17 protein-coding genes are annotated in these 24856 nt (G+C 73.0%); 6 read left to right on the top strand and 11 right to left on the bottom strand.

From position 1 onward, the window contains the following. Positions 1–59: 59 nt before the first annotated feature. A complete protein-coding gene (locus tag EAO73_RS15655) occupies positions 60–548 on the top strand; it encodes a flavin reductase family protein (protein ID WP_147972160.1) in 489 nt (162 codons plus the stop codon). 6 nt (positions 549–554) lie between these two features. On the opposite strand, the gene EAO73_RS15650 is transcribed toward EAO73_RS15655, so the two are convergent. Both EAO73_RS15650 and EAO73_RS15645 read right to left on the bottom strand, forming a co-directional pair. Continuing rightward, positions 555–986: an SRPBCC family protein gene (locus EAO73_RS15650; protein WP_147972159.1), complete on the bottom strand. Its 432-nt coding sequence runs from the start codon at positions 984–986 to the stop codon at positions 555–557. A gap of 81 nt (positions 987–1067) precedes the next feature. Next, on the bottom strand, positions 1068–1451 hold the full coding sequence (locus EAO73_RS15645) for a VOC family protein (protein ID WP_147972158.1): 384 nt from the start codon (positions 1449–1451) through the stop codon (positions 1068–1070). A gap of 181 nt (positions 1452–1632) precedes the next feature. On the opposite strand from EAO73_RS15645, the gene EAO73_RS15640 reads away from it, so the two are divergent. The 3 genes from EAO73_RS15640 to EAO73_RS15630 are packed head-to-tail and all read left to right on the top strand — an operon-like array spanning position 1633 to position 5075. Continuing rightward, the gene (locus EAO73_RS15640; RefSeq protein WP_147972157.1) at positions 1633–3351 is read left to right on the top strand and encodes a diacylglycerol kinase family protein; all 1719 of its coding nucleotides are present in this window, start codon (positions 1633–1635) and stop codon (positions 3349–3351) included. Beyond that, positions 3351–4304 (top strand): YihY/virulence factor BrkB family protein, encoded by a 954-nt coding sequence (locus tag EAO73_RS15635; protein WP_147972156.1) that lies wholly within the window; start codon positions 3351–3353, stop codon positions 4302–4304. Before EAO73_RS15640 ends, EAO73_RS15635 begins: the two co-directional genes overlap by 1 nt. Then, positions 4305–5075, top strand: coding sequence for a phosphatase PAP2 family protein (locus EAO73_RS15630; protein WP_147972155.1), 771 nt, complete (start codon positions 4305–4307; stop codon positions 5073–5075). A gap of 10 nt (positions 5076–5085) precedes the next feature. On the opposite strand, the gene EAO73_RS15625 is transcribed toward EAO73_RS15630, so the two are convergent. Then, the gene (locus EAO73_RS15625) at positions 5086–6036 is read right to left on the bottom strand and encodes an Lrp/AsnC family transcriptional regulator (protein WP_147972154.1); all 951 of its coding nucleotides are present in this window, start codon (positions 6034–6036) and stop codon (positions 5086–5088) included. Positions 6037–6222: 186 nt separating this feature from the next. Here EAO73_RS15625 and EAO73_RS15620 point away from each other — a divergent pair, with 186 nt between their 5' ends. Together EAO73_RS15620 and EAO73_RS15615 are read left to right on the top strand one after the other, a co-directional pair. Next, positions 6223–6738: a hypothetical protein gene (locus EAO73_RS15620; protein ID WP_147972153.1), complete on the top strand. Its 516-nt coding sequence runs from the start codon at positions 6223–6225 to the stop codon at positions 6736–6738. A gap of 287 nt (positions 6739–7025) precedes the next feature. After that, the gene (locus EAO73_RS15615) at positions 7026–7871 is read left to right on the top strand and encodes a GH25 family lysozyme (RefSeq protein ID WP_147972152.1); all 846 of its coding nucleotides are present in this window, start codon (positions 7026–7028) and stop codon (positions 7869–7871) included. 80 nt (positions 7872–7951) lie between these two features. On the opposite strand, the gene EAO73_RS15610 is transcribed toward EAO73_RS15615, so the two are convergent. From EAO73_RS15610 to EAO73_RS15575, 8 genes are all read right to left on the bottom strand, one after another. Continuing rightward, positions 7952–9286: a VWA domain-containing protein gene (locus EAO73_RS15610; RefSeq protein ID WP_412074599.1), complete on the bottom strand. Its 1335-nt coding sequence runs from the start codon at positions 9284–9286 to the stop codon at positions 7952–7954. Between the two features lie 78 nt (positions 9287–9364). Continuing rightward, complete coding sequence (locus tag EAO73_RS15605) at positions 9365–10783, bottom strand: condensation domain-containing protein (protein WP_147972150.1); 1419 nt, start codon at positions 10781–10783, stop codon at positions 9365–9367. Beyond that, a complete protein-coding gene (locus tag EAO73_RS15600) occupies positions 10776–11051 on the bottom strand; it encodes an acyl carrier protein (protein WP_147972149.1) in 276 nt (91 codons plus the stop codon). The genes EAO73_RS15605 and EAO73_RS15600 overlap by 8 nt, the downstream gene beginning before the upstream one ends. Further along, positions 11048–11257: an MbtH family protein gene (locus EAO73_RS15595; RefSeq protein ID WP_147972148.1), complete on the bottom strand. Its 210-nt coding sequence runs from the start codon at positions 11255–11257 to the stop codon at positions 11048–11050. Before EAO73_RS15595 ends, EAO73_RS15600 begins: the two co-directional genes overlap by 4 nt. Beyond that, positions 11254–14283, bottom strand: coding sequence for a non-ribosomal peptide synthetase (locus EAO73_RS15590; RefSeq protein ID WP_147972147.1), 3030 nt, complete (start codon positions 14281–14283; stop codon positions 11254–11256). Before EAO73_RS15590 ends, EAO73_RS15595 begins: the two co-directional genes overlap by 4 nt. Next, positions 14280–15764: a class I adenylate-forming enzyme family protein gene (locus EAO73_RS15585; RefSeq protein ID WP_147972146.1), complete on the bottom strand. Its 1485-nt coding sequence runs from the start codon at positions 15762–15764 to the stop codon at positions 14280–14282. The genes EAO73_RS15590 and EAO73_RS15585 overlap by 4 nt, the downstream gene beginning before the upstream one ends. Continuing rightward, entirely contained in the window at positions 15761–21331 is a 5571-nt protein-coding gene (locus EAO73_RS15580) for a non-ribosomal peptide synthetase/MFS transporter (protein WP_147972145.1), read from the bottom strand. The genes EAO73_RS15585 and EAO73_RS15580 overlap by 4 nt, the downstream gene beginning before the upstream one ends. Then, complete coding sequence (locus tag EAO73_RS15575) at positions 21328–24510, bottom strand: non-ribosomal peptide synthetase (RefSeq protein ID WP_147972144.1); 3183 nt, start codon at positions 24508–24510, stop codon at positions 21328–21330. Before EAO73_RS15575 ends, EAO73_RS15580 begins: the two co-directional genes overlap by 4 nt. Between the last annotated feature and the right edge of the window lie 346 nt (positions 24511–24856).

Here is a 24856-nt window from a genome sequence, read left to right as displayed (position 1 = left end):
CACCGGCGGGGTGGTGCCGTAACAGGCCCGTAGGGAGACCCCGGACAAGGAGCCACACCGTGATCGCATTCGACCGCTTCACCGACGCGCTCGACTATCCGATGTATGTGGTGACCGCCGAGGCGGACGGTGAGCGGGCCGGCTGTCTCGTCGGCTTCGGTTCGCAGTGCTCGATGCGTCCGGCCCGGTTCATGGTGTGGGTGTCGGAGCTGAACCGCACCTGCCGTGTCGCCGCGCGGGCCGACCACCTCGCCGTCCATCTGCTCCGCCGGGACCAGAGGGCACTGGCGCGCCTCTTCGGCGGCGAGACCGGAGACCGTACGGACAAGTTCGCGCGGGTCGCCTGGCATCCCGGGCCGGGCGGGGTGCCGGTGCTGGACGAGGCCCCCGCGTGGTTCGTCGGCCGCGTCGAGCAGCGCGTCGACGGCGGGGACCACGTCGGGTTCCTGCTCGCGCCGCAGGAGGTGCGGCACCCGGCGGACAAGGGTTTCCCGTTCCTGTCGGTCACCGGTGCGATCGACATTCCGCCGGGCCACCCGGTGGACTGAGGAGGGTCAGAAGTCGCCCCGCGCGGTCCGTTCGGCCAGCTTCTGGAACTCACCGAGGTCGTAGTTGGCCAGGACCGAGTCCAAGTGCGTGAGGGCGCCCAGGTACTCCACGAAACCCTGAGGGTCGTACTCGATCTGCAGGGCCACCCGGCTCGACTCGTCGTCCAGCCGGTGGAAGGTGACGACCCCGGCGTGATGGACGCCTTCCGTGGTCTTCCAGGCGATGCGGTTCTCCGGGACGACCTCGGTGAGTTCGGCCACGAAGCTCTTGTCGGCGCCGGGGAGGGAGAGCTGCCAGGCGAAGCGGCGGGCGTCCAGCGGCTCGACGTGCCGGACGTGGCTCAGAAAGGCGGGCCAGCGGGCGACATCGCTCCACAGGGCCCAGCTGACGGCGACCGGGGCCTTGATATCGACGGTCTCGACGAGCGAGGAAGACATGGGGACTCCTAGTCGTAGGTATGCGTGCTCGCGGATGTGTGTGCGTGGCTGCCGCGCGAGGCGGCAGGGTTGCTACGCCTGTTACGCCGCCGGTGTGGCCAGCGTGAAGGGGTGTCCGGCGGGGTCGGAGTAGAGGCGGGCGTCACGGGCGCCGCCGTTGTTCTTCGTGTCCAGGGGACGCGCGCCGAGGCCGACCGCCTCGCGTTCCGCCTCGTCGATGTCCTCGCGGGCGACCAGGATGCGCAGATGGGCCTGTTGCGAGTCGTCGGGCCTGGGCCAGCTCGGCGGGGCGTACCCGTGGTCCCTGCATATCGCGAGGTGGATACCGGCCGCGCCCACGACCTCGATGGTGTCGAGATCGTGCCCGGGGCGGACCTCGGCGCCGAGCAACGCGGCGTAGAAGTCGGCCAGTTCCTGCGGCTCGGCGCAGTCCAGCACCAGCAGACCCGTTTTCGGTACCGCCATGACCGTCCTCCTGTTCGCGGGGCTCGTTCGTCCGGACGCCGTCCGCGTACCCGCGCCGCCGCCGGGCACACCCCCTCATCAGGCAGGTCCGGCGACGGCATGCCTGACCAACGGATTACGGGGCAGACGGCGGGTCACCGGAAGGACCGAAGCGTCCCCGCCGTCGAAGAGGGGGAACCCCATGTCTGCCACCCAGCCGGATAGACCCGTCCAGCGGACGACCGAGTCCCGCGCCCCGTCGGAGCCCGGCCGCTCCCCGGCCCTGAGGACCGGGACCGGGACGGCCGCACTGCGCCTCGGCGCGCTGACCGTCGGGCAAGCGGCGCTCATGGTGGGTCTCGGACTCCTGATCACCGGGCCCGCCCAGGCGGTCTGGCCGCTGAGCGTCGAGGACAAGGTCAACGAGGGGTTCGAGCACCTGCGGACCGGCCCCCTGACCGATGTGTCGTTCGTCGCGTCGGAGGCCGGCAACACCCTCACCATCATCGCCATCACCGTCCTGGTGTGCCTGGGCCTGGTCGTGATCCCCCGGCTGCCGAAGTGGCGGCAGGCCGTCTTCCTCGCCGTCGGTGTCTCGCTGCAGTCCCTGGTGTTCCTGGTGATCACCATCTGCGTGGACCGCGACCGGCCCGATGTGGACCGGCTCGACGCGTCGCCGCCGACGGCCAGTTACACCTCCGGGCACACCGGGGCGGCGACGGCGCTGTACGCCGGTCTCGCCGTGCTGGCCCTCCTTCCCGGCGGGCGCAGCCGGCGCCACAAGGTGCTCGCCGGGCTGCTGCTGCTCATTCCGGTGCTCGTGGCACTGGCCCGGCTCTACCGGGGGATGCACCACCCCACCGATGTCCTCGGCGGGATGCTGAACGGCGCCCTGTCGCTCCTGATCGCGGGGCGTGCACTGCTGACCGAGGGCAGGAGCCCCGCCCCGGTCCCCAAGAACGCCATGGAGATCGCGCAGGAGGCGGCGGCCGAGCACGCGGAGCAGGTCACGGGCCGCACCGTCGTCGTGGTCAATCCGACGGTCGCCGACGAGGAGCAGCGCGAGACGTTGCGGCTCGTCCTGGAACAGTACGGGCGTCACGGCGCCGAGTTCGTCGACACGACGGCCGACGACCCGGGCGGCGGCCAGGCCGCGGCAGCCGTGCGCGACGGTGCGTCGCTGGTTGTGGTGTGCGGGGGCGACGGAACGATCCGCGCGGCGGCCGACCGGCTGGCCGGCACCGGGGTCCCGCTGGCCGTGGTCCCCTGCGGCACGGGCAACCTGCTGGCGCGGAACCTGGGTCTGCCGGTCGCGCCGACCGAGGCGCTGGCCGCCGCGCTGGGCGGGACCGAGCGGCGGATCGACCTCGGCCGCATCGAGGGCGACGGCCTTCCGGCCACCCACTTCACCGCGATGTCCGGGGCGGGCCTGGACGCCGCGATGCTGGAGAACACCGGCAGTGCGGCGAAGGCCGCGATCGGCTGGCCCGCGTACGTGGTCGCCGGGCTGCGCGGTCTGCGGGCGCCGCGCATGTCGGTGTCCGTCCGGCTGGACGGCGGGCCGGTGCTGCGTCGTACGGCGCGGATGGTGCTGCTCGCCAACATCGGGGACGTCCAGGGCGGGGCGACGCTCGTCCCGTCCGCCCGGCCCGACGACGGGCTGCTCGACCTGGCCCTGTTCGATCCGCACGGCCCGGGTGGCTGGCTGCGGGCCGTGGGGGCGGTGCTGCGCGGAGGCCGCAAGCCGGAGCACTCCGGCGACACGCCCGTGGAGTACTTCACCTTCCGCCACGCCGAAGTCCGCTTCGCCACAGCGCAGTCGAGGGAGCTCGACGGCGACCCGGTGGAGCCGGGCCGCCGGTTCGTCGCCGAGGTGCGGCCCGGGGCGCTCACCGTGCTCCTGCCGTCGAGGGGCAAGTAGTGGGTACCGCCACCCGGGTGCCGCAGACCCGGCACATGACGGGCGACGAACTGACCGCGGACGAGGCGCTGGCATCGCTGCGCCGCTACGGGGGCTGGCCGCTGGTGCGTGACTCGTTCGTACGCTTCCGTTACGCCGACGGCTTCAGCCATTCGCGCGCGCTGGCGCTCCAGACGGTCCTCGCGGTCATCCCGCTGGTGATCGCGTTCGTCGGCCTCTCGGCCTCGCTGCACACCGAGAACGTGGGCAGGCTCGCGGAGTTGACGATCCATCGGATCGCGGCGGGGCCGAGCGCCGATGTGGTGGACGACGCGCTCGACCGCAGCCGTCGCCGTGCCGGCGAGGGCTCTCAGCTCACGCTCTGGTTCGGGCTGCTCTTCTCGCTGGTCAACGTGACGACGGCGATGTGCCAGATAGAGCGCGGGGCCAACCGGATATACGGGGTCGAGCGCGACCGCCCCTTCCATCAGAAGTACTTCCGGGGCCTGGTGATGTCGCTGACGGCGGGCATCCCGCTGGGGCTCGGGTTCATCCTGATGGTCGTCGGCGGCGATCTCGTCACGGCCGCCGCCACGGTGTACCACCTCAGCGACACGGCGAGGACCGCCTGGGACCTGCTGCGCTGGCCGTGCGGTCTGCTGCTGGCCCTGATGTCGGCGAGTGCGATCTTCCGCCGCTCACCGCGCCGCAACCAGCCGGGCTACACGTGGCTGGCGTTCGGCGCGGCCCTCTACCTGGTGCTGTGGACGGCACTGACCTATCTGCTGAGCCAGTACCTCTCCCTCAGCGGCTCCTTCGACACGGTCTACGGCCCGCTGAGCGCCTTCATGTCGCTGCTGCTGTGGGCGTATCTGACCTCCATAGCCCTGTTCCTCGGGCTGTCCTTCGCGGCGCAGCTGGAGGCTGCCCGCGCCCGCCGGCCCGGTCCGATCCAAGACGATCCGGGAGCATGAATGGTTGTACGAGCCACCACTCGCCTGCTGCGTGAGCGGCGGCGCCGGGCGGCGGACCGCGCGTTCGGCGTGCGTCTGCTGGGCGCCGCCGCCGTCGCGGCGCTGTCCGCGGTGCCGTTCGCGCTGGTGCTGGTCCTCGTCGAGGGGCACTGGCGGCCGCTGCGCGCGGTGGACTCGGGCGCTGCGGGGCACCTGCACCGCACCGCGCTCGGCCACCCGGCCTGGACGAGCACGCTGCGCTTCCTGTCCGACTGGGTCTGGGACCCGCTGACGCTGCGTTGCGTGGTCGCCCTCCTGACCGGCTGGCTGCTGTACCGGCGTGCCTGGCGGCTGGCCGCCTGGAGCGCGGTCACGGCGGTGGCCGGGGGTTTGTCGGGGCTGCTGGTCAAGCTGGTGGTCGAGCGGGCCAGGCCGTCGCTGGAGGACCCGGTGGCGCGGGCGCCCGGTTTCTCGTTCCCGTCGGGGCACGCGATGACGGCCACGACGACGTTCGCGGTGCTGCTGCTGGTCCTGCTGCCGCTGGTGCCGCGCCGTGCGCGGGTGCTGTGCTGGGCCGTGGCGGTGCTGTCGGTGCTGGGGGTGGGTTTCACCCGGGTCGCGCTGGGTGTCCACTGGTTCAGCGATGTGGTCGGTGGCTGGCTGCTCGGGCTCGCCGTGGTGGCGTCGACCGCCTGGGCCTTCGAGGCCTGGCGCGCGGACTCGGGACGCGGACGCAGCGAGGTGACGGAGGGCCTGGAGCCGGAGCTGACGAGCGCGGCCCCGGAACGCTGACGGTGGTGTCTCAGCTCTCCGGGGCGGCGCGTTTGACGTACGCGGTGACCAGGGCGGATTCCACGTGGTCGACGCCGTCGAGGGTACCGACGCGCTCGGTGAGGTAGGTGTCGAGAGCCGCGGCGTCCCGGCAGACGGCGACGGTGATGAGGTTGTGGGAGCCCGTCATGGTGCCGACGAAGGCCGCTTCGGCGTCCTGCGCCAGAACCCGGGCCACGCGGGCGAGGCTGCCGGGCGCGACGGAGAGCCGCAGCATGCACTGCACCGAGAACCCGAAGAGACCCGAGTCGACTTCGACGTCGAGCTGGAGGACGCCCGAGCGGCGCAGTTCATGCAGTCGGCGGCGTACCGCGGACTCCGACCAGCCGATCCGCCGGGCCAGGTCCGGGTAGGCGGCGCGGCCGTCGGCGGCGAGGGCGGGCAGCAGCCGGCGGTCGAGGTCGGTCAGCTCCACCTGCCGGGGGTCCGTGGCGGCCTCGGGCGTGAGCGCGGCGATCTGCTCGTCGCTCAGCGCCAGATTCCGGCCGGCCCAGCGCCGTTCCATGACCGGCCGCAGCACGCGGTGCGCGTCGACATGGGTGACGTACGACAGCCGGCCCAGCGCGGCCAGCGGGGCCGGCCCCTCCCCGGCGACGCGGAAGACACAGCCGATCTCCGTGCCGCTCGACAGGACGGCCACCCACGCCGTGTCGGGGCGGTGGGCGAGCGCGCGGGCGAGCGCGGTGCTCCGAGCGGGCGGTACGCGCAGCCGGACGAGCCATTCGGCGTGGCCGAGGCGGTGGCTGTTGGTCACGCCGGCGACACGGGCGACGCCGGCGGACCGGAGCTTGCCGAAGCGACGGGCCACGGTGCGGTCGGAGACGTCGAGTACTCCGGCGATCTTGCTGAAGGGGGCCCGGCCGTCGAGTTGGAGGGCGTGCAGGAGCCGCAGGTCGAGTGCGTCCAGCGTGACCGATTCCATCCGGGCAGTGTAGGCCGGTGTCGAATGCCGTCCGGACGGGGCCGGTTGGGGCCCTGGGCGGGGCGTTCCGGGAAGCATGGCGGTCGTGTTCGGGGCCGTGACGGGGTGTCCGCCGGCACGGCCCGTGCGACGGGTCTGCCCGGTGGTGGGCGGTGCCCGCGCCGACCGCCGCTATCGGAGGACCTGATGTTCGAATCCCTCATGCTGCTCGCCGTGCCGACGCTGGTGTTCCGCCTTCTGGGTGCGCTGGGCGTGCGCCGGTTCGCGACCTGGCGGGCCGCCGCCGTCCACGGTCTGGCGGTGCTGTTCGTGGCGAGCGGGGCGGCGCACTTCGTCCCGGACGGCGGCGGTGTGATGCCGAGCCACGACGATCTGACGGCGATGGTGCCGCCGTTCGTCCCGCTCCCCCATCTCGTGGTGTACGGGACCGGGGTGCTGGAACTGCTCGGCGCCGCCGGGCTCGTACGGACGGCGACCCGCCCTGCGGCCGGGGTGTGTCTCGCGGCTCTCCTGGTGCTGATGCTGCCCGCCAATGTGTACGCCGCCGTCGAGGACATTCCGCTGGGCGCCGATCCGGCGACCCCGTTGTGGTTCCGGATTCCCGAGCAGGCGGTCTACATCGCCGTCGCACTGCTCGCGGCGGAGGGGGACGGCGCGCGTCTTGCCGCCTCCTGGGCGCGGGCCGGGGTTTCACGGGGATGAAAGTTCTCACCCGGGTGGCGGAATCACCGCAGCTCGGCCTCTTCTTCACTGGACTGGACCACAGAGGCCATCCCAAAACCCTTTACGCCACAGTGGAGTTCATGCGTCACTCGTGACGTGCACCCGTCAAGGCGATGTTCTCGCCGCACTGCGTGACGGGCCGCTCCCGGAACACAAAGCTACGCTCGGAACCGCCCCACGTGCTACGCGAGTAGACCACTTCCGCTCACCCCCCGGAGGCTCCGTTGTTAACCATTCGCAGCCGCAGACCCGCACTCCGCAAGCTGGTGGCTCTCGGAGCCGCCGGCCTCGGCATGGTGCTCGTGCCCACCGTCTCGGCGACGCCCGCCTCGGCCGACCCGTCCCCGTCGTCCGGCGTCACCATCCCCCTCGGTGACGGATACATGGGTGCCGGCTACCTCACCGACGGCGACACGTTCGCGCCGGACAGCCGGCATCTCGACCTCACCCCGGAGCGCCCGTCCGCCATCCAGGCCACGACGCTCCCCGGGATCGACGTCTCGCACTACCAGGGCTCGATCAACTGGTCGTCGGTGAAGTCGGCGGGCATCAAGTTCGCCTACATCAAGGCCACCGAGTCCACCACCTACAAGGACCCCAACTTCAACGCCAACTACCTCAACGCCTACAACGCGAAGGTGATCCGGGGCGCGTACCACTTCGCACGCCCCAATCTGTCCACCGGAGCGGCGCAGGCCACCTATTTCGCGAGCCACGGTGGCGCCTGGTCGCGGGACAACCTGACGCTTCCCGGAATGCTCGACCTGGAGGGCGGCTGCTACGGCAAGTCGGCCGCCTCCATGCAGTCGTGGATCCTGGACTTCTACAACACGTACAAGGCCAAGACGGGCCGTGACGTCGTCATCTACACCAGCGCGAGCTGGTGGAACTCGTGCACGGGGGGCTGGAGCGGCATGTCCGCGCGCAGCCCGCTGTTCACCGCGCACTGGACGAGCGCGGCCAGCCCCACCATCCCGAAGGGCTTCCCGTACTGGACGTTCTGGCAGTACACCGACTCCGGTTCGGTGGGCGGCATTTCGGGAGCCGTGGACCGCGACCGGTTCAGCGGTGACGCCAGCCGGCTGCTGGCCCTGGCCAACAACACACCGTGACGGACGGCTGAACCGCCTGCCGGCACAGAGGGCGGCCACCCGGTGACCCGGGCGGCCGCCCTTCCGTCTGCCCCGACGGTTCAGCGCAGGATCCCGGCCTGCCGGGCGGCCTGCAGCCAGGACGGGAACTCCGACAGCAGGCGGTCGTACAGCTCTTGGTCGGAGACCTTCTCGATGTCGTCCACGGCGAAGAAGCCGACGTTGTCGACGCGGCGGCCGGGCATGGTGTCGAACCGCTCCAGCACGCCGTACTGCGACCGGCCGAGCCCGATGAACTGCCAGAAGACGGGCTCCTCCACCGCCGCGCGCAGCTCGCGCTCGATCTCGTCGTTGCGGTACACACCGCCGTCGGAGAAGAACAGGACGAGCGTCGGGGCGGGCACCGGGTTGGCGCGTACGTACTCCCGCACTTCGGCGATGACCTTCTGTTCCTCGTTCTGGATGCCGACCGCGCGCATGTCGACCTGGCCGGGGACCAGTCCCTTCGGGGGCTTCCTCCGCCCGAAGAGGCCGACCTGCCCCACCCGCACGTGCAGGTGCAGCCACTCGGGCAGGTCACCGATGACGAGGTCCGGCAGCCGGGCGGGGTTCGACGCGAAGGTCCACGCCTGCATCTCGCCGTCGTCGTCGACCTGCGCGGCGACGGCCGCCATGCGCTCGGTGACACCCGCCACCGTGCCGCGCGAGTAGAGGGCGCTCATCGATCCGGAGGCGTCCAGGACGAGGATCACCCGGGCGGTCAGCCGATCCAGGCCGTGCTTGCCGAGGCTGACGGCCACCTGCTGCTTGCGCAGGGACAGGCGCTTGCGCATGTCGACCGGCAGGTGCTCCTCGCCCTTGGTGAGCCGTGGCGACGGCCCGCCCGGCGGTGCGGTGGGCGGGACCGGCGGCGGCTGCGACGGAGCCGGCGGCGCCGGTGTCGTACGGGGTTCGTCGACGCTGATACCGAAGTCCGTCGCCAGACCGGCGAGCCCGCTCGCGTACCCCTGGCCCACGGCCCGGAACTTCCATCCGCCGGCCCGCCGGTAGACCTCCCCGCACACGAACGCGGTCTCCGCTCCCGCCGCCATGTCGAAGCGGGCCAGCTCCGCGCCGGACACGGCGTCGAGCAGGCGCAGGTGGAGGCCGGGCACCTGGCCGAAGGTGCCCCCGTCCGCCGAGGCGCACAGGGCGACGCGTTCCACATCCGGTCCCAGCGCCGCGAGATCGGCCTCCACCGTGTCGGAGCCCGTCCGCTTGCCGAGGTGGCGCACGGCCCCGGAGGCGTGCCGGGGCTGATTGTAGAAGACGAAGTCACCATCCGAGCGGACCCGCCCGTCGGTGCCCAGCACCAGCGCGGACGCATCAACGTCGGGCACACCCGGCCCGGCCGACCAGCCCAGTACGGCTCTGACGGCGGATGCCGTCACCGGCATGTTGGCGCCCTTGCTCAGTGTCGTCACGGGGAACAGTCTGCCTGCCGGCACCCGGCGAGGTCGACCGGGTCCGGCCCGTCACGCCGCCGCCTCCTGGCGCTCCAGCAGCGCGGGCAGGCCGGACAGCACCGGGGCCTCCCCGCACGCCGAGGCGACGACCATCTCCTCCAGCGCCCACAGATGCGCCGCGATCCTGGGCGGCGGCAGATAGGCGGTGTCGGCGGTGAGCATGACGGCGAGGACGCCCCGCTCCTCGGTGACATGGACGCAGTACCGGCAGCCCAGCTTCTCCTCGGTGGCGGGGAAGCCGAACTCCGAACGCGCCTGCGCCGCGCGCAGTTCCGCCGCGTCCGGCGGAGGTCCCTCGTCCGGTTGGCGTACGAAGAACCTCTGGTCGTTGTAGCAGCAGTACGGGTGCACAGGTGTACCGCGCTCCCCGCCGATGCGCTCGCGCAAGGCCTCCCAGGCGACCGGGTCGTAGGACGCCGCCCGGTAGCCCGCCATGGCCGCGCGCCACGCCACGGGAAGCAGGTCCGTGAAGCGTTCGGCGCCGGTCGTGTCGAGGAGGAACGGCGCGTCCTGCGAGAGCATCGCCACCAGGTCCCGCCGGTCCTCGGACGCACGGTTGGCCACGATGGGCATCATCGCCGCCGTCATGTGCCCGCCCTCGGCCGCGACCAGGGCGGCCAGGCCGGTCATCAGGACCGTCGACCCACTGATCCGGTGCGCGACTGCCAGGGCGTCGGCCGCCTTCATCAGTGCCTCGGACACCAGCCGGCCGCTCCAGAAGCGGGGTGTGCGGGGTGCGGCGGTCTCCCGGGGGAACATCGTGGGCGGCATGGTCCGGTAGAAGCCCTCCCAATGGGCGAGGGCCCGCTCGCTGCGGCGTACACCGGCCGGTCCGTGCTGGTCCCGGGCGAGGTCCAGCGGTGTGGTGCGCGGGGCCCGGCCGGCCGAGCCCCGTCGCACCAGCAGCCGCAGGTCGCGCACCACCTGCTCCGCTGCGTGTCCGTCGGCCGCGAGGTGGCAGAGCACCAGCGCGGCGTGTGTCACCCGCCCCTCGTGGCAGACGACCCCGACGCGCAGCGGCCACTCCCCCGCGTAGTCGATGCGGGTGGCGGACAGTTCGTCGAGCAGGGTGCGGGCGGTGGCCTCGGCCTGTTGGGGGTCGGCCTCCTCCACCACGGTGACCGGGAGCGCGCCGGAGTCCGCGAGCGACTGACCGGGGTCGCCGTCCTCGATCCCGTACAGCCTTGTACGCAGCGCTTCATGACGTGCCATCAGTGCGGCAAGCGCGATGGCCAGCTGCGAGAAGTCCGTCACCCGTCCGCGCTCCCCGAGCGGGAGCAGGCGCCCGATGTTGAAGTAGGTGTCGTTCGGAGCGGTGCGCAGGATGGCGTTCCAGATCGCTCGCTGGCCCCAGGTGAGGGGTGCCGTGCCCGCCCGGTCCCCGGTGAAGGGGACGCACACGGTACGGACGGTGGCCAGGTCACTCATGGGATTGCCGGCCGCCGCTCAGCCGCGACGCCAGGCTGTCGACGCTCTCCTGGTAGAACGACGGGTCGGCGAGGTCGAGTTCGATGGCGTACTGCTCCTCCAGGGTGTCGGCGAGCCGGAGCAGGGCCAGGGAGGTGACCCCCAGTTCGGTGAGGGTGCCCCGGGCGGTGAGGATCTCGGCTGCGGCGATCTGCCCGTCCATGGCGTCACTGATCAGTACGGCCAGCCGTGCGCGCGCCTCGACGGCCGGGTCCTGTGCGGTGCTCAACTGTCTTCCTTCCCGGCCAGCCGGCGGCGCAGGCTGAGCGGCCTGATGTCGGGCCACACCTGGTCGACATGGGCCATGCACTCGTCCTCCGTACCGCTGCAGCCCTCGGGCCACCAGCCGGCGGGCAAGGGAGTGTCCGCCGGCCACAGGGCGTGCTGTTCCTCGTCGTTGACCGCCACCAGGTAGCGGAGGGCGGGTGCGTTCACTGGTTCTCCTCGATGAGTTCGGCGACGCAGGCGGCGATGCCGTGGACGGTGGGGCTGTCGAAGAAGACGTCGAAGGGGACGGAGACCCCGTACTCCTTGCGGATGCGGCCCGCGATGGCGGTGATCGTCAGGGAGTGGCCGCCGAGGTCGAACAGGTCCTCGTCGGGGCCGAGGTCGTCGAGGTCCAGCACATCGCGCCAGATGGCCAGGACGGTGGCGGTGATGCCCGCGACGTCCTCGCCTTCCGCCGGGGCCGGTCCGGCGGGCGCGGGCCGGACGCGCGGGGGCTCGGGCAGGGCGGCCCGGTCGAGTTTGCCGTTGGGGGTCAGCGGCATCGCGTCGAGCGTCACATACGTGTCGGGTACCGCCGCTGCGGGCAGGGTGTGGGCCAGGTGGTCGCGGAGTGCGTCGGGCGTGGGCGGCACGTGGCCGGGGGCGGGAACCACGTAGGCCACCAGTCGGTCCGGAGCCTCCCTGAGCATCGTCACCGCCTGCCCGACCAGCGGGTGGCCGGCGAGGGCCGCGTCGATCTCGCCGAGTTCGATGCGGTGGCCGCGCACCTTCACCTGGGTGTCGGACCGGCCGGCGAAGGCGATCCGGCCGTCGGCGGTGAGCCGGACGAGGTCACCCGTGCGGTAGAGGCGGGCGCCGGGCGGGCCGAATGGGTCGGGGACGAAGCGGGAGGCGGTGAGTCCGGGCCGGCCATGGTAGCCGTGGGCGAGCCCGTCACCCCCGATGTACAGTTCGCCGGTCAGTCCGCGCGGCAGCGGCTGGAGGCGGGCGTCCAGGACATAGGTGCGGGTGTTGGCGAGCGGTCGGCCGATGGTAACGGTGTCCTCGGGGCCCAGCTCGGCGGCGGTGGACCAGACGGTGGTCTCGGTGGGCCCGTACACGTTGACCAGCCTGCCGACGGCGGTGCGCAGTTCGCCGGCGAGGTCTCCGGGCAGCGCCTCTCCCCCGGTCAGGGCGACGAGGTCCGGCGCGTGGAGCCCGGCGGCCAGCATGGTGCGCCAGCCGCTCGGTGTGGCCTGTACGTGGGTGAGGTGATGGCGTTCGACGAGTGCGGCGAGGGCCGTGCCGTCGCGGTGGCGGCCCTCGGGGACGAGGACGACGGTGCCGCCCGTGACCAGGGGCAGGAAGAGTTCGACGGTGGAGATGTCGAAGGAGAGGGAGGTGAGCCCGAGCCAGCGGCTGCCGGGCCCGGTGCCGGTGGTGTCCCGCAGGGCCGCGAGAAGGTTGGCGAGGGCCGCGTGCGCAACCTCGACGCCCTTGGGCACACCGGTGGAGCCGGAGGTGTACAGCACATAGGCGGGGTCCGTGAGCGCCGGCGGAGCGGGAGCAGGCGAGGCGTCGGGGAGCCGCTCCAGGTCCTCGGGCCCCGGGTCGGTGGCGGTCTCCAGGGTGAGACCGGCGTCGGCACGGAGGAACGCCAGGCGCTCCGCCGGGTGGTCGGGGTCGAGCGGCAGGTAGGCGGCCCCGGCGGTGAGAACCCCTAGTACAGCGACGAGTTGGGCGGCCGAGCGGGGCAGGGAGATACCGACTAGGGTGCCGGGGCCGGCCCCCTGGGCGCGGAGCCGGTGGGCGCGGCGGCGGACGGCCGCGTCGAGTTCGGCGTACGTGAGGGCCGTGTCGCCCTCGACGACGGCGATGGCGTCCGGGGTGGCGGCGGCCTGGGAGGCGAACAGCGCGGGCAGGCTGGTGTCAGCGTTGCCGGGGGCGCGTGCGGTGTCGGCCAGCAGGATGTCGCGTTCCTGCGGGGGCAGGACCGGCAGGCGGGCCAGGGGGGTGTCCGGGGCAGCCACTGCGCCGTCGAGCAGGGTGAGGAAGTGGTCCAGGACGCGGGCGGGCGCGTCGGGCTCGAAGGCGGCGGTGCGGTAGTGGAGGCTGCCTTCGAGGGCGTCGGGGGTGTCGACGAGCTGGAGGTGCGCGATATTGCGGGCGGTGCCGGCGAAGCCCATCCACTCGGTGCGCACGTCGAGTTCCGGGCTGAAACCGGCGGGCCGGGAGGTGTCGCGGCGCCGGTAGCTGAGGGAGAGCGGGCAGAGCGCGGTACGCGGGGTGAGTCCGCGGACGGCGCGGCTGAGGGGGACGGTGCGGTGGGCGTAGAGGGCGCGCAGTTCCGCCCGGACATCGTGGGCGAAGTCCGCGAAGGATCGTTCCGGTCGGGGATCGGTGAAGAGAGGCAGTTCGTTGACGTGCAGGCCGGCCTGCCGGGGCGCGCCGGGTGCGCGGGTGGAGAGTTCGATCGCGGTGGCGGGGCCGGTGTTCCCGTACCGCAGCATGAGCGCGTGCCAGGCGGCCGTCAGCAGCTCGAAGCGGGTGACGCCGAGGGTCGCGGCGGCGGCCACCAGGCGGGCGTGCCGGTCTCCGTCGCGTCGGAAACCGCAGGCGCCGCCCGGTGCCGGGGTGACGGGGTCCGTGTGGTGGGCGGTGATCCCGGGCAGGGCGGGGGCGGGGCTCTCGCGCCAGCGGCCGGACCAGAAGCGGGTGGCGGCGTCGATGTCCGCATCGGCGACGGGAGGTGACGGCGCATCGGCCGTCGCGTGCGGCTCGCCCTCCCCCGTCGCCGCCCGGTACGCGCGGGCCAGTCCGGAGACCAGGATGTCCTTGGACTCCCCGTCGAACACGAGGTGGTGGGCGACGACGAGCAGCAGGTGCCGGTCCGGGGCGGTGGTGAACAGCGTCGGGCGGACCAGCGGGCCGTCCGGCCCGAACCGGGCGGTGGTCTCCTCGTCGCGGAGCTTGCCGAGGTCGCCGGGGGCGGCGGTGACCAGTCGCAGCGGTGGCGCCTCGCCCGGGACCAGTGCGGGGCCCGCCGGGTCGGTCCGGGCCGCCAGCACCGGGGCGTCCCGCACCCAGTGGGTCCAGGCCTGGGCGAGAGCTGCCTTGTCCAGCGGCCCGCGGAAGTGCAGGGCGATGCTGAGGTGGTACGCCGAACCGGTGTCGAGGGTCTGTTCGGTGACCCAGAGCCCGTGCTGGGCCGGGTCGAGCGGGGCCGGTGCGGCGGGGATCGCGGAAGGGGTCATGGGGTCGCCTCGTCGTCCAGGAGCCGGTGCAGTTCACGTTTGAGGACCTTGCCGCCCTCGTTGCGGGGCAGGGTGGCGCGGAAGAGGATGCGGGCCGGCAGCTCGTGCGCGGCGAGCCGGTCGAGCAGGAAGGCCCGCAGCCGGGTGGTGTCCGGCTTGTCCCGGCGGGGCACGACGACAGCGGCCACCACGCTGCCCAGCACGGGGTGCGGAATGCCGAAGGCGGCGGCGTCGGCGATGTCCGGGTGGGCGTGCAGCGCGTTCTCGACCTGGATCGTGGAGACCTTGTGGGCACCGGACTTGATGACGTCGCGCTCCCGGTCGAGCAGGTGGAGGTAGCCGTCCTCGTCGAGCCGCCCGATGTCTCCCATGCGCACCCAGCGGCCCCGGAAGACCTTCGCGTCGGGGGCGCCCAGGTAGGAACGGGGTGCGGCGGGTGACCGCAGCCAGATCTCGCCGGGTTCGCCGGTGGCCGCCGGGCGCCCGCCGGGACCGGTGACGCGCAGCTGGTCGAGCGAGGCGGGGCGGCCGGGTGAGTCGGGGTGGTCGGGGTCGTAGAGCAGGGTGATCTGGGCGGGCGCGGCCTCGGTCGAGGTGTAGTAGTTGACGATCTGGGCGCCGGTGAACACCTGTGACAGCCGAAGCGCGACGGCCTGCGGGAGCGCCGCCGCGGTCGACCCGACCAGCTTGACCGTGCCGAGGTCGCAGCGGGTGAGGGCGGCGGAGGTGAGCAGTTCGATGGCGGTGGCGGGCACCAGGAACACGCTGCCGACCGCGTGCTCCTCGATCAGCCGGGCGAACCTCAGTGGTGTGAACTGGGGGGCTGCGATCCCGGTGGCCGCCGCGTCCAGGCAGTTCACCAGCATGGTCTGCCCGGCGTTGGTGCCGATCGGGAAGCTGTGCAGGAAGGTGCGTGAGTGGCGCAGGGGTCTGCGGCGTTCGTCGAGGGTGCAGCCGTGGGCGAGGTTGGCGTGCGCGGCCCGGACGCCCTTGGGCAGGCCCGTGGTTCCGGAGGTGTAGAGGTACTGCGCGGGGGCGGCGGGTTCGGGCAGGGGCAGGCCGGCGCCGTCCCCGGATTCGATGTCCTCGCCGGATGCCTGCCACACCCCTGCGGGCAGCCGGGGCGGCGGACAGCCCTTGGCGTGCAGGACGCCCACGCACCGGCTGTCCTGAACGATGTGCGCGGCGGCGGCCGGGGCCAGCCGGTCGGACAGGGGTACGGCGATGCCGCCCGCCCACTGCACCCCGCAGTACGCGACCGCGTAATCGGTCCACTCCGTGCTGCCGTAGCGCAGTCCGACCGGGTCGCCGGGGCGCAGGCCCCGGGTGAGCAGGCCGTCGGCGAGGGCGGCGGCGCGGTGGCACCAGGTGCCGAAGTCCAGGGCACGTCGGCCGTTGCGGAGGGCGACGCGGTCCGGGTGGAGGGCGGCGCGGTGCTCCAGGAGGGCGATGAGGGAGCCCGGAGGCGCGGCGGGGCTCATCGGCTCGCTCCCGCGGTGAGCGGTTCGGTGCGCGGTGCGGACGCGGCGAGCGCCGCGGCGCGTTCCCGGAGTCCGATGAGGTCGTCCGGTTCGGCGTCCGGCACGTCGAGGTCGAAGCGGGCGAGCACCGGCAGCCGCAGCGCCAGGGCCACCAGCGCCAGCATGACCAGGCAGCACAGCAGGTACATCAGGCCGATCCCGCGTCCGGGCCCCGTCCCGATGAGCCGTCCCACGCTGCCCGCCAGTGGCCCGTCCGCCGTCAGGAGCGGGTCGAACAGCCGGGCTCCCAGGGGCGCGACGAGGCCGTGGCCGATGGGCAGGGTGGACCAGGCCACCATGGTGTTCAGGGCGAAGACGCGGCCGTGGAAGCGCTGGGGCACCTTCACCTGGACGATCGTCGAGTACACCCCGTTCACCAGGGCGATGGCACAGGACATCCCGAAGGCGCCGGCGCCGATCACCCAGAGGTCTGCCCGCAGCCCGGTCACCGCACCGGCCAGGGCGAACACCCCGGCCAGAGCGAGCATGCCGCGCACGCGGTGCCTGCGCGGCCCGCCCCACACGCCCATGATCAGGCCGCCCGCGACGGCACCCGCACCGCCCGCCGTGGCGACCGCCGCCGCCCCGTCCAGGGTGTCGAAGGACAGCACCAGGGGCGTCACGAGCAGGAAGAGCGGGGAAAGGAAGAGGTTGAGCGCGGCGAACCACAGGAGCATCGAACGGAAGCCCCGGTGCCGCCAGGTGTAGGCGAAGCCCTGCTTGATCTCCTCGACTACCGGTTCGCGGCGGCTCCAGGGCAGTGTCCGGGGGAACCTGACACAGGTCAGCACGGCCACGGCGACCACGTAACTCGCGATGTCGAGGATCAGGATGCCGCGCAGCCCGATACCCGCCATGAGTGCGACGGCAACCAGCGGCACGACGAACTGTGCTGCGCCGAAGGCGAGTTGGACGACCCCGTTGGCGTGGCCGAGGTAGCGCTTGGGGACCAGTTGCGGGATGGCCGAGCTGTACGCCAGCCGTTGGAAGGTGAGCGCCACCGAGAGGCCGCCCAGGAGCAGGTACAGATACCAGGTGTCCAGTGCGCCGCCGAGCAGCAGGCACAGCATGGCCACCTGGCTGAGTCCCGCCGTGATGTCGCCCGCGAGCATGACCTTGCGCCGGTCGAACCGGTCGACGACGGCGCCGGCCAGCGGGCCGACGAGGATGCCGGGCAGCATCGCCACGACCGAGTACAGCGCGAACCGGGCCAGCGAGCCGGTCTCCAGCAGGATCCAGATGGGCAGGGCGAACTCCGTGAGCGCCGAGCCCAGGATCGAGCCCAGCTGCCCGAGTACGACGGCGAGGAAGCGGGCGGCGCCGGGGGCGGGGGCACTCGGTGTCTTCGCGGTCCCGCCGTCCTCGGGGTCATCGCCCGGCCCGTCCGCCGTCTGTCGTGGTTCGGGCGGCCCGGTCTCGGCGTGGAACCACCAGGCCGCGTCCGGGGACCGCGCGGGCAGCGTCCCGGTGTCGTCGGCACGGATCGCCTCGTGGACGCTCGTCACCACGTCGGCGACCTCGGCGGCCCGGTACTTCACGAAGAAGTGGCCGCCCCGGTCGATGACCGCCACTGCCGAGCGCTCCGCGAGCAGCAGCCACTCCCGGTAGCGCTCCTGGTAGAAGTCGGCGGCCGGGTCGCGGTCGCCGACGAGCGAGACCAGCGGCGCCCGCAGCCGGGGCGCTCCCGCCTCGACGTCGGCGAGGGCACCGGTGAAGTAATCCTCGGCGGCCTGGCTGTCGCGGCGCATGTTGCCCACGATGAACGCGGTCTGCTCGCGGTCGAGCTGGGAGGTGTCGACGCCCATCCCGGTGAGCCAGTTGACGTACACCCGGTTGCCGAGCAGCGCTTCCAGGGACGCCACCCGGGAAAGGGCGCCGAGCACCCGCCCGCGTGGCTTGGCGAAGGGGAACTGCGCGCCGGCGTACACGGCTTCGAGGTCGCGGCCCGACGCTTCGAGGAGGCGTGCGGTCGCCACGGCCAGCGCGGTGCCGACGCCGCAGTGCCCGTACACGATCAGCGGGCCCCGGACCCGTTCGCGTATCTCGGCGGCCAGGTTCTCCGCGAGTTCCCCGAAGGGCAGGTGCTCCTCGGTCACACCGACGTCGTGACCGGGTATGGCCACGGACCACAGCTCGTAGCCCTCGGGCAGGAGGTCGGCGACGGGCTGGTAGACGACCGCGCTGCCCCCACCGTACGGAACGCAGACCAGGGTGGCGCGCAGCCGCCCGGCCGGTGCCTGCGGGGTGAGGCGGTGGAGCAGCCGGCGGGGTCCCCGGGCGTCCTCGGGGAGGTCGGCCAGCGCCGCCAGGTCCCTGACCGTGCGGCAGGTGAACAGGTCCATCACGCTGACCGGCCTGGCGCCCGCCTCGGGAAGCAGCCTGCGGGCGCGGGCGACGACCTGGGTGGCGAGGAGCGAGTGGCCGCCGAGGTCGAAGAAGTCCTCCTCCGCGCCGACCTCGTCGAGCCCCAGCACCTCCGCCCAGATGTCGGCGAGCACCCGCTCCGCCGGAGTCCCGGGCGCACTGGCCGCACCGGTCGTGCGGTGGATCTGCGGGGCGGGCAGACCCCGTCGGTCGAGTTTGCCGTTGGGCGTCAGCGGAAGGGCGGGCAGCGCGGTGAAGGAGACGGGCACCAGGGAAGGTGGGAGCACCCGCTTGAGTGCGGCGCGCAGTTCCTGGGGGTCGGGCTCCGGCTGCGGGCCATCGGTGACGAGGTAGGCGGCGAGCCGCTGGTCGCCCGGCGTGTCCTCGCGTACGACGACGGCCGCCTCGGTGACCGAGGGCAGCGCGCGCAGGGCGGACTCGATCTCGCCGGGCTCGATCCGCATCCCGCGCAGCTTGATCTGCTGGTCGATGCGGCCGAGGTGTTCCAGGGCGCCGTCGGACCGGCGTCTGCCCAGGTCGCCGGTGCGGTAGAGCCGTGAGCCCGGCGGGCCGTACGGGTCGGGGACGAACTGGCGGGCGGTCAGCCCCGGGCGCCGGTGGTAGCCGAGGGCCACACCGGTGCCGGCGATGTGGATCTCACCGAGTGCCCCCGGGGGCACCGGCCGCAGCGCCCGGTCCAGGACGTAGAGGCGGATGTTGTCGACCGGGAAGCCGATCGGGACCACCTCGGGGATGCCTTCGCACTCCCATGCCGAGACGTCGACCGCCGCCTCGGTGGGCCCGTACAGGTTGGCCAGGGCGCAGCCGGGCAGCACCTCGTGGAAGGCACGTGCCGTGTCGGGCGGCAGTGCCTCGCCGCTGCACACGACGCGGCGCAGGGCCGTACATCGCCCGGCGCCCTCCTCGGCGAGGAAGAGGGGCAGCATCGAGGGCACGAAGTGGGCGACGGTGACGGGGGCGGATCGGATGAGTTCGTGCAGGTAGGAGGCGTCCTTCTGGCCGCCGGGGCGGGCCAGGACGAGCCGCGCGCCGGTCATCAGCGGCCAGAAGAACTCCCAGACGGAGACGTCGAAGCCCGCCGGTGTCTTCTGGAGGACGGAGTCCTCGGGCCCGATGGGGTAGCTGCGCTGCATCCACAGCAGCCGGTTGACGATGGCCCGGTGGGTGTTCGGCACTCCCTTGGGACGGCCGGTGGAGCCCGAGGTGTAGATGAGGTACGCGGGGTCGCCGGGCTCCGGTTCGCACGGCGACGGGATGGGAGCGCTCCCGTGGGGCGGTTCGTTGTCATCGAGGTACAGCACGGTGGCCCGGCAGCCTTCGGGAACGGGGATCCCTCGCTGGGTCAGGAGCACCCGCGCGCCGCTGTCGTCGAGCATGAAGGCGAGCCGGTCGGCGGGGTATTCGGTGTCGAGCGGGGTGTAGCAGGCACCGGTGCGCAGGACCGCGAGGAGCGCGGCGACCAGTTCGAGGGACCGGTCCGCTCCGACGGCGACGACGTCGCCGGGTCCGACGCCCGACGCGCGGAGCCGGGCGGCGGTGCGGTCGGCCGCGGCGTCCAGTTCGGCGTAGGTGAGGCTGTGGTCGTCCGCTGTCACCGCGACGGCGTCGGGGGTGCGCGCGATCTGCTCGCCGATGAGGGAGACCAGCGTGGCGTCGGCCGGCGTCGGCGCCTCGGTCTGGTTGAAGTCCTCGATCTCCAGCGCGCGTTCGTCCGCCGAGAGCAGGTCGAGTGCGGACAGGGGCACATCGGGCCGGTCGGCCACGGCGTGCAGCAGCCGGTCGAGATGGGCGGCGAGCCGGGCGACGTCCGCCTCGTCGAAGAGGTCGGTGTTGTAGTTGAAGGCGCCGCGCAGCCCGTCCGGCCACTCCATCAGGAAGAGTTCGAGGTCGAAGCGGGTGCCGGAGGCGTGCAGACCGTAGGTCTCCACTTCCAGTTCCGGGCCGGTGACGGCCTGGCGCCCGGTGGCGTAGTTCTGCACGGCGAGCACCGCCTGGAAGACCGGGGAGCGCGATACGTCGCGCTCCACGTTCAGTTCGGTGACCAGCTGCGCGAAGGGCAGCTCCTGGTGGGCGTACGCCTCCAGGCAGGTTTCGCGGGTACGTTCCAGCAGGGCGGCGAAGGTGGGGTCGCCGTCGAGCCGGGTGCGCAGGGCCAGGACGTTGACGAACATGCCGACCAGGCCCTCCAGTTCCGGTTCGGGACGGCCTGCGACGGGCGATCCGACGGCGAAGTCGCGCTGTCCGCCGAACCGGGCCAGGAGTTCCTGGAAGGCGGCGAGCAGCACCATGTGGACGGTGGCCCCGTGCGTCTTGCCGAGCGCGGCGAGCCGGTCGAGAAGCGCGCGGTCCACCTGGAATCCGTAGCCGGCCCCGTTGAAGGTCTGCCGGGCCGGGCGTGGCCGGGCGGTGGGCAGGACGAGCGGTTCCACTCCGGCCAGTTCCCCGGCCCAGTAGGCGACTTCGGCGGTCAGTGCGTCACCGCGCAGCCGGTCGCGCTGCCACTGGGCGAAGTCGCCGTATCGCACGGGCAGTTCGGGCAGGGGGTTCCCCTCACCCGCAAGCCGGGCCGTGTAGCAGCGCAGGATCTCGGCGATCAGGATCTCGCTCGACCAGCCGTCGCTGACGCTGTGGTGGACGACGAGCAGCAGGATGTGGTCCCGGTCGCCGAGGTGCACCAGCAGGGTGCGCAGCAGGGGTCCGGTGGTGAGGTCGAAGGGCTCGGCCCCCGCCTCGTCCACCAGCCGGGCCGCGTGCTCCTCGTCCGTGGCGTCGACGACGGGCAGCGGTACGGGCGCGGGGTCGGCGATCTCCAGGACCGGGCGGCCGTCGCCGGTCGCCGGGTACCGGGAGCGCAGCGTCTCGTGCCGGGCGGCCACGGTGCCCAGGGCGTCCGCCAGTGCCTCCCGGTCGAGTTCGCCGCGGAGCCTGCGGGCGACGGGGATGTTGTACGCGGCGGTGCCGGGCGCGAACTGCTCCATGAACCAGAGCCGTTCCTGCGCGAAGGAGAGCGGCGGCACAACGCCTTCGGGGCGCCGGGGGACGGCGGGCCGGGGCGCGGCGGCGCGACCGCCCTTCAGCCGGCGGCTGAGCAGGGCGCGCTTGGCGTCGGAGAGCCCGGCGGAGGACGTGCTGGTGTCGCTCATGACGGCGTACGGGTTCCTTCCAGGGTGTCGTCGCCCGCGGCGAGGAGGGCGGCGGCCTCCTCCTCCGACAGGGCGTCGATCTCGGCCCTCAGCGCGGCTTCCACGGCTTCGGCGAAGGCGGCGACCGTGCGGTGGGTGAAGAGGGTGCGCAGGGGGACGGTGAGTTCGGCGGTGGCCCTGACGCGGGCGATGACCCGGGTGGCGAGGAGGGAGTGACCGCCCAGGTCGAAGAAGTCGTCCAGGGCGCCGACCCGGTCGAGTTCCAGCACCGCGCGCCAGATCTCGGCGACCAGTTCCTCCGCCTCGGTGCGCGGGGCCAGGTAGCTCGCGCGGAGTTCGGGGCGCCGGTCGGGGGCGGGCAGGGCCGTGCGGTCGAGCTTGCCGTTCGGGGTGAGCGGCAGCCGGTCCAGGACGAGGATCGCGGCGGGGACGAGGTACGGGGGTAGGAGCGCTCCCACGGCGCTCCGCAGCCCGGCCGGATCGAGCGCCGCGGCAGCGGGCACGACGTATCCGACCAGCGTGTCGCGGCGGGCGACGACCACCGCCTCGGCGACCCCCGGCTGGGCGAGCAGCGCGTTCTCGACCTCGCCGGGCTCCACCCGGTAGCCGCGCACCTTGACCTGGCCGTCCATCCGGCCGAGGAATTCCAGGGCGCCGTCGGCCCGGCGACGGACGAGGTCGCCGGTCCGGTAGCGGCGGGAGCCCGGAGGACCGTACGGGTCGGGGACGAAGGCGCGCGCGGTGGCGCCGGGCCGCCCGGTGTAGCCGTAGGTCACCCCCGCACCCCCGATGAGCAGTTCTCCGGGCGTGCCGGGCGGGACCGGGCCGCCGTGCTCGTCGCACACCGTGGCGGTGACGCCGCCGACCGGTGCGCCGATGGGCGGCCGGGTGCGGGTGTCGGCGTCGCCGAGGTCGGCGGTCGTGGCGATGACGGTGGTCTCGGTGGGACCGTACGAGTTGACGAGCCGTACCCGGTCGCCGAACCGCTCGCGCCAGGCGCCCACGGCGGCGGCCTGCACCTCGTCGGCGCCGAGGATCAGCAACCGCAGTCCGTCCGGCCACGCGACGACGTCGAGGTCGCCGACGAGGTGCTGCCAGTAGGGGGTGGGCAGGTCCATGACCGTGACATCGGCGGTGAAGTCCTCGGCCAGCTGGTCGGGGAGCGCGGCGCCGGGGTCGGCCACGACCAGGGTGGCCCCGGCCGCGAGTGCGGGGAACAGTTCCTCCGCGCAGGTGTCGAAGCTCAGCGAGGCGCAGTGCAGGACGCGGTCCCCGGCCGTGATGCCGTACCCCTCGCCCATCCAGCGCACCCGCTCGGCGAGCGCGCGGTGCGGGACGAGGACGCCCTTCGGCGTGCCGGTCGAGCCGGAGGTGTGGACGAGGTACGCGGGGTCGTCGGGGTGGGGCACGATCAGGCTCTCCCCCGCCGTCCCCCGGTCCCCGGTGTCCTCCACGTACACGGTGCGAACACCCCCGGCCGCCACGGCGGTTGCCTCGTGGCGGGAGGTCACGACGATTCCCGCCCCGCTGTCCTCGACCATGTAGGCGATCCGGGCAGCCGGGTACTCGGGGTCCAGCGGCAGATACGCGGCGCCGGCCCGCCAGGCGGCGAGCATGGCCACGACGGCGTGCGGTCCCCGGGGCAGGAGCACTCCGACAGTGTCACCGCGCCGGACCCCGTCGGCCCTCAGCCGGGCGGCGAGCCCGCCCGCCCTCGCCCACAGGGCGGCGTACGAGAGCGAGGCATCGCGCCCGCGCAGGGCCTCCGCGTCGGGCCGTTCGCGTACGGTCCGGGCGAGGGCTTCGTGCACGGTGGCCGGGCCGTCGGGCAGGCCGGGGCCCCGGCCCGCCGCTTCCAGGGCGGCACGCCCGGGTTCATCCAGCAGCGGCAGGAGATGGACGGGCGTGTCCGGGGCAGCCGTCGCGGCGCGCAGCAGCGTCTCGAACCAGCGCCCCAGCCGGGCGACCCGGTCACCGTCGAGCAGGTCCGTGCGATAACCGAAGACGGCGACCACGTCCTCGCCGTCCCGGCGCACGTCCAGCGTGAGGTCGAACTTGCAGGCCCGCATGCCGGGGTCCAGTTCGCTGCAGCCGAGACCGGCGAACGACGCGTCCCGCAGCAGACCGGCGTCGTGGGTGTGGACGGTCAGCATCGTCTGGAACAGGGGCGTGCGGCCCGGGTCCCGGTCCAGCCGCAGGGAATCGGCCAGCTCCTCGAAGGGGATGCGGTCGTGGGCGAAGGCCCCGAACACCGTGGTGCGGGCGCGGCGCAGCAGGTCGGCGAAGGTGGGGGCGCCGGACAGGTCGGAACGCAGGACCAGGGTCCGCGAGAAGTAGCCGATGGCCTGCTCCTCGTCGGGACCCGAGCGGCCGGCGGTCGGGACGCCGACGCAGAAGTCCCGCTGTCCGGTGAGGCGGTACAGGGTCGCCTGGTAGGCGGCGAGCAGCACCATGAACGGGGTGCAGCGCCGGGCCCGTGCCAGCGCATCGACCAGGGGCCCTGCGCCGGTGACGATCCGGGTGCGGAAGGCGCCTTCGGGCGAGGGGCGTTCGGGGCGCGGGCGGTCGAGCGGCAGTTCCAGGGCGGGTGCGCCGTCCAGGCGTTCTTGCCAGTAGGCGAGGGATTCGCGCGCCTCCGCCTCGTCGGCGTCCCGCTCGGCCGTGCGCGCGGGCGGGGCGGGCAGGGCGGCGTCCTCGCCGGCGAGGTGGGCGGTGTAGTGCGCCGCCAGTTCGTCGCGCAGGACGTTGAGCGACCAGCCGTCGGCGACGATGTGGTGCAGGACCACACACAGGACATGCTCGGTGTCGCCGGTACGGAAGAGGGACACGCGCAGCAGCGGCCCCCGCGCGAGGTCGAAGGCACGGTTGGTGCGCTCGGCGACCAGTGTCTCCATGCGGTCGCCGTCGCCGCGCAGGTCGCGGAACTCCACGTCGACCGGGCCCGGTTCGTCGACCAGTGCGGCCGGGTTGCCGTCCTCCGAGGGGAACCGGCTCCGCAGTGCCTCGTGCCGGGCCACCACCGCGTCGAAGGCGGCCCGCACCGCGGGCCGGGACAGCTCCCCGGTCAGCCGCAGAACGAGCGGAATGTTGTACGAGGCGTCGTGCGGGTCCATCTGGTGCAGAAACCACAGACGTTTCTGGCCATGCGTCAGGTACGACTGGACGGCCTGGGTACTCATCCGGCTCCCTCGGCGCGCACGCCGAGCGGCGTGGTGTGCGGTTGCTTCAGGTCAATGGGGACGTGCGGAGCATGTGGGGGTGCGGAGCAACGCGGCGGCACGGGGATGCCGCGGCGGCCGAACGGTCCCGCCAACGGCGAGATCCGGTCATTCACGGCTTCAGGTGTTGCGATGTTATGAACAGCGCAGGCATGCGTCAATGCAACATCTGTACACACAAACGGAGTTGGGACGTCCAGGCGCCGCCCGGTGTCCACGGTTCACGACGGCCCGGCCCGTCACCAGGACCGATGCGGGGACGACCGCACCACCCGGTCCCACCCGTGCGCGACGATCGTGTGATCAG

This window comes from Streptomyces sp. col6 (assembly GCF_008042035.1).
Lineage (GTDB): Bacteria > Actinomycetota > Actinomycetes > Streptomycetales > Streptomycetaceae > Streptomyces.
Note: the sequence above shows the minus strand (reverse complement) of the source record. Positions and strands in the feature narration are given on the sequence as shown.

Coding starts and splice junctions, on each gene's coding strand:
- EAO73_RS15630 (WP_147972155.1), top strand. CDS start 4,305: ATGGTTGTACGAGCCACCACTCGCCTGCTGCGTGAGCGGCGGCGCCGG.
- EAO73_RS15605 (WP_147972150.1), bottom strand. CDS start 10,783: ATGAGTGACCTGGCCACCGTCCGTACCGTGTGCGTCCCCTTCACCGGG.
- EAO73_RS15640 (WP_147972157.1), top strand. CDS start 1,633: ATGTCTGCCACCCAGCCGGATAGACCCGTCCAGCGGACGACCGAGTCC.
- EAO73_RS15580 (WP_147972145.1), bottom strand. CDS start 21,331: ATGAGCGACACCAGCACGTCCTCCGCCGGGCTCTCCGACGCCAAGCGC.
- EAO73_RS15585 (WP_147972146.1), bottom strand. CDS start 15,764: ATGAGCCCCGCCGCGCCTCCGGGCTCCCTCATCGCCCTCCTGGAGCAC.
- EAO73_RS15620 (WP_147972153.1), top strand. CDS start 6,223: ATGTTCGAATCCCTCATGCTGCTCGCCGTGCCGACGCTGGTGTTCCGC.
- EAO73_RS15645 (WP_147972158.1), bottom strand. CDS start 1,451: ATGGCGGTACCGAAAACGGGTCTGCTGGTGCTGGACTGCGCCGAGCCG.
- EAO73_RS15575 (WP_147972144.1), bottom strand. CDS start 24,510: ATGAGTACCCAGGCCGTCCAGTCGTACCTGACGCATGGCCAGAAACGT.
- EAO73_RS15610 (WP_412074599.1), bottom strand. CDS start 9,286: ATGCCGGTGACGGCATCCGCCGTCAGAGCCGTACTGGGCTGGTCGGCC.
- EAO73_RS15625 (WP_147972154.1), bottom strand. CDS start 6,036: ATGGAATCGGTCACGCTGGACGCACTCGACCTGCGGCTCCTGCACGCC.
- EAO73_RS15650 (WP_147972159.1), bottom strand. CDS start 986: ATGTCTTCCTCGCTCGTCGAGACCGTCGATATCAAGGCCCCGGTCGCC.
- EAO73_RS15590 (WP_147972147.1), bottom strand. CDS start 14,283: ATGACCCCTTCCGCGATCCCCGCCGCACCGGCCCCGCTCGACCCGGCC.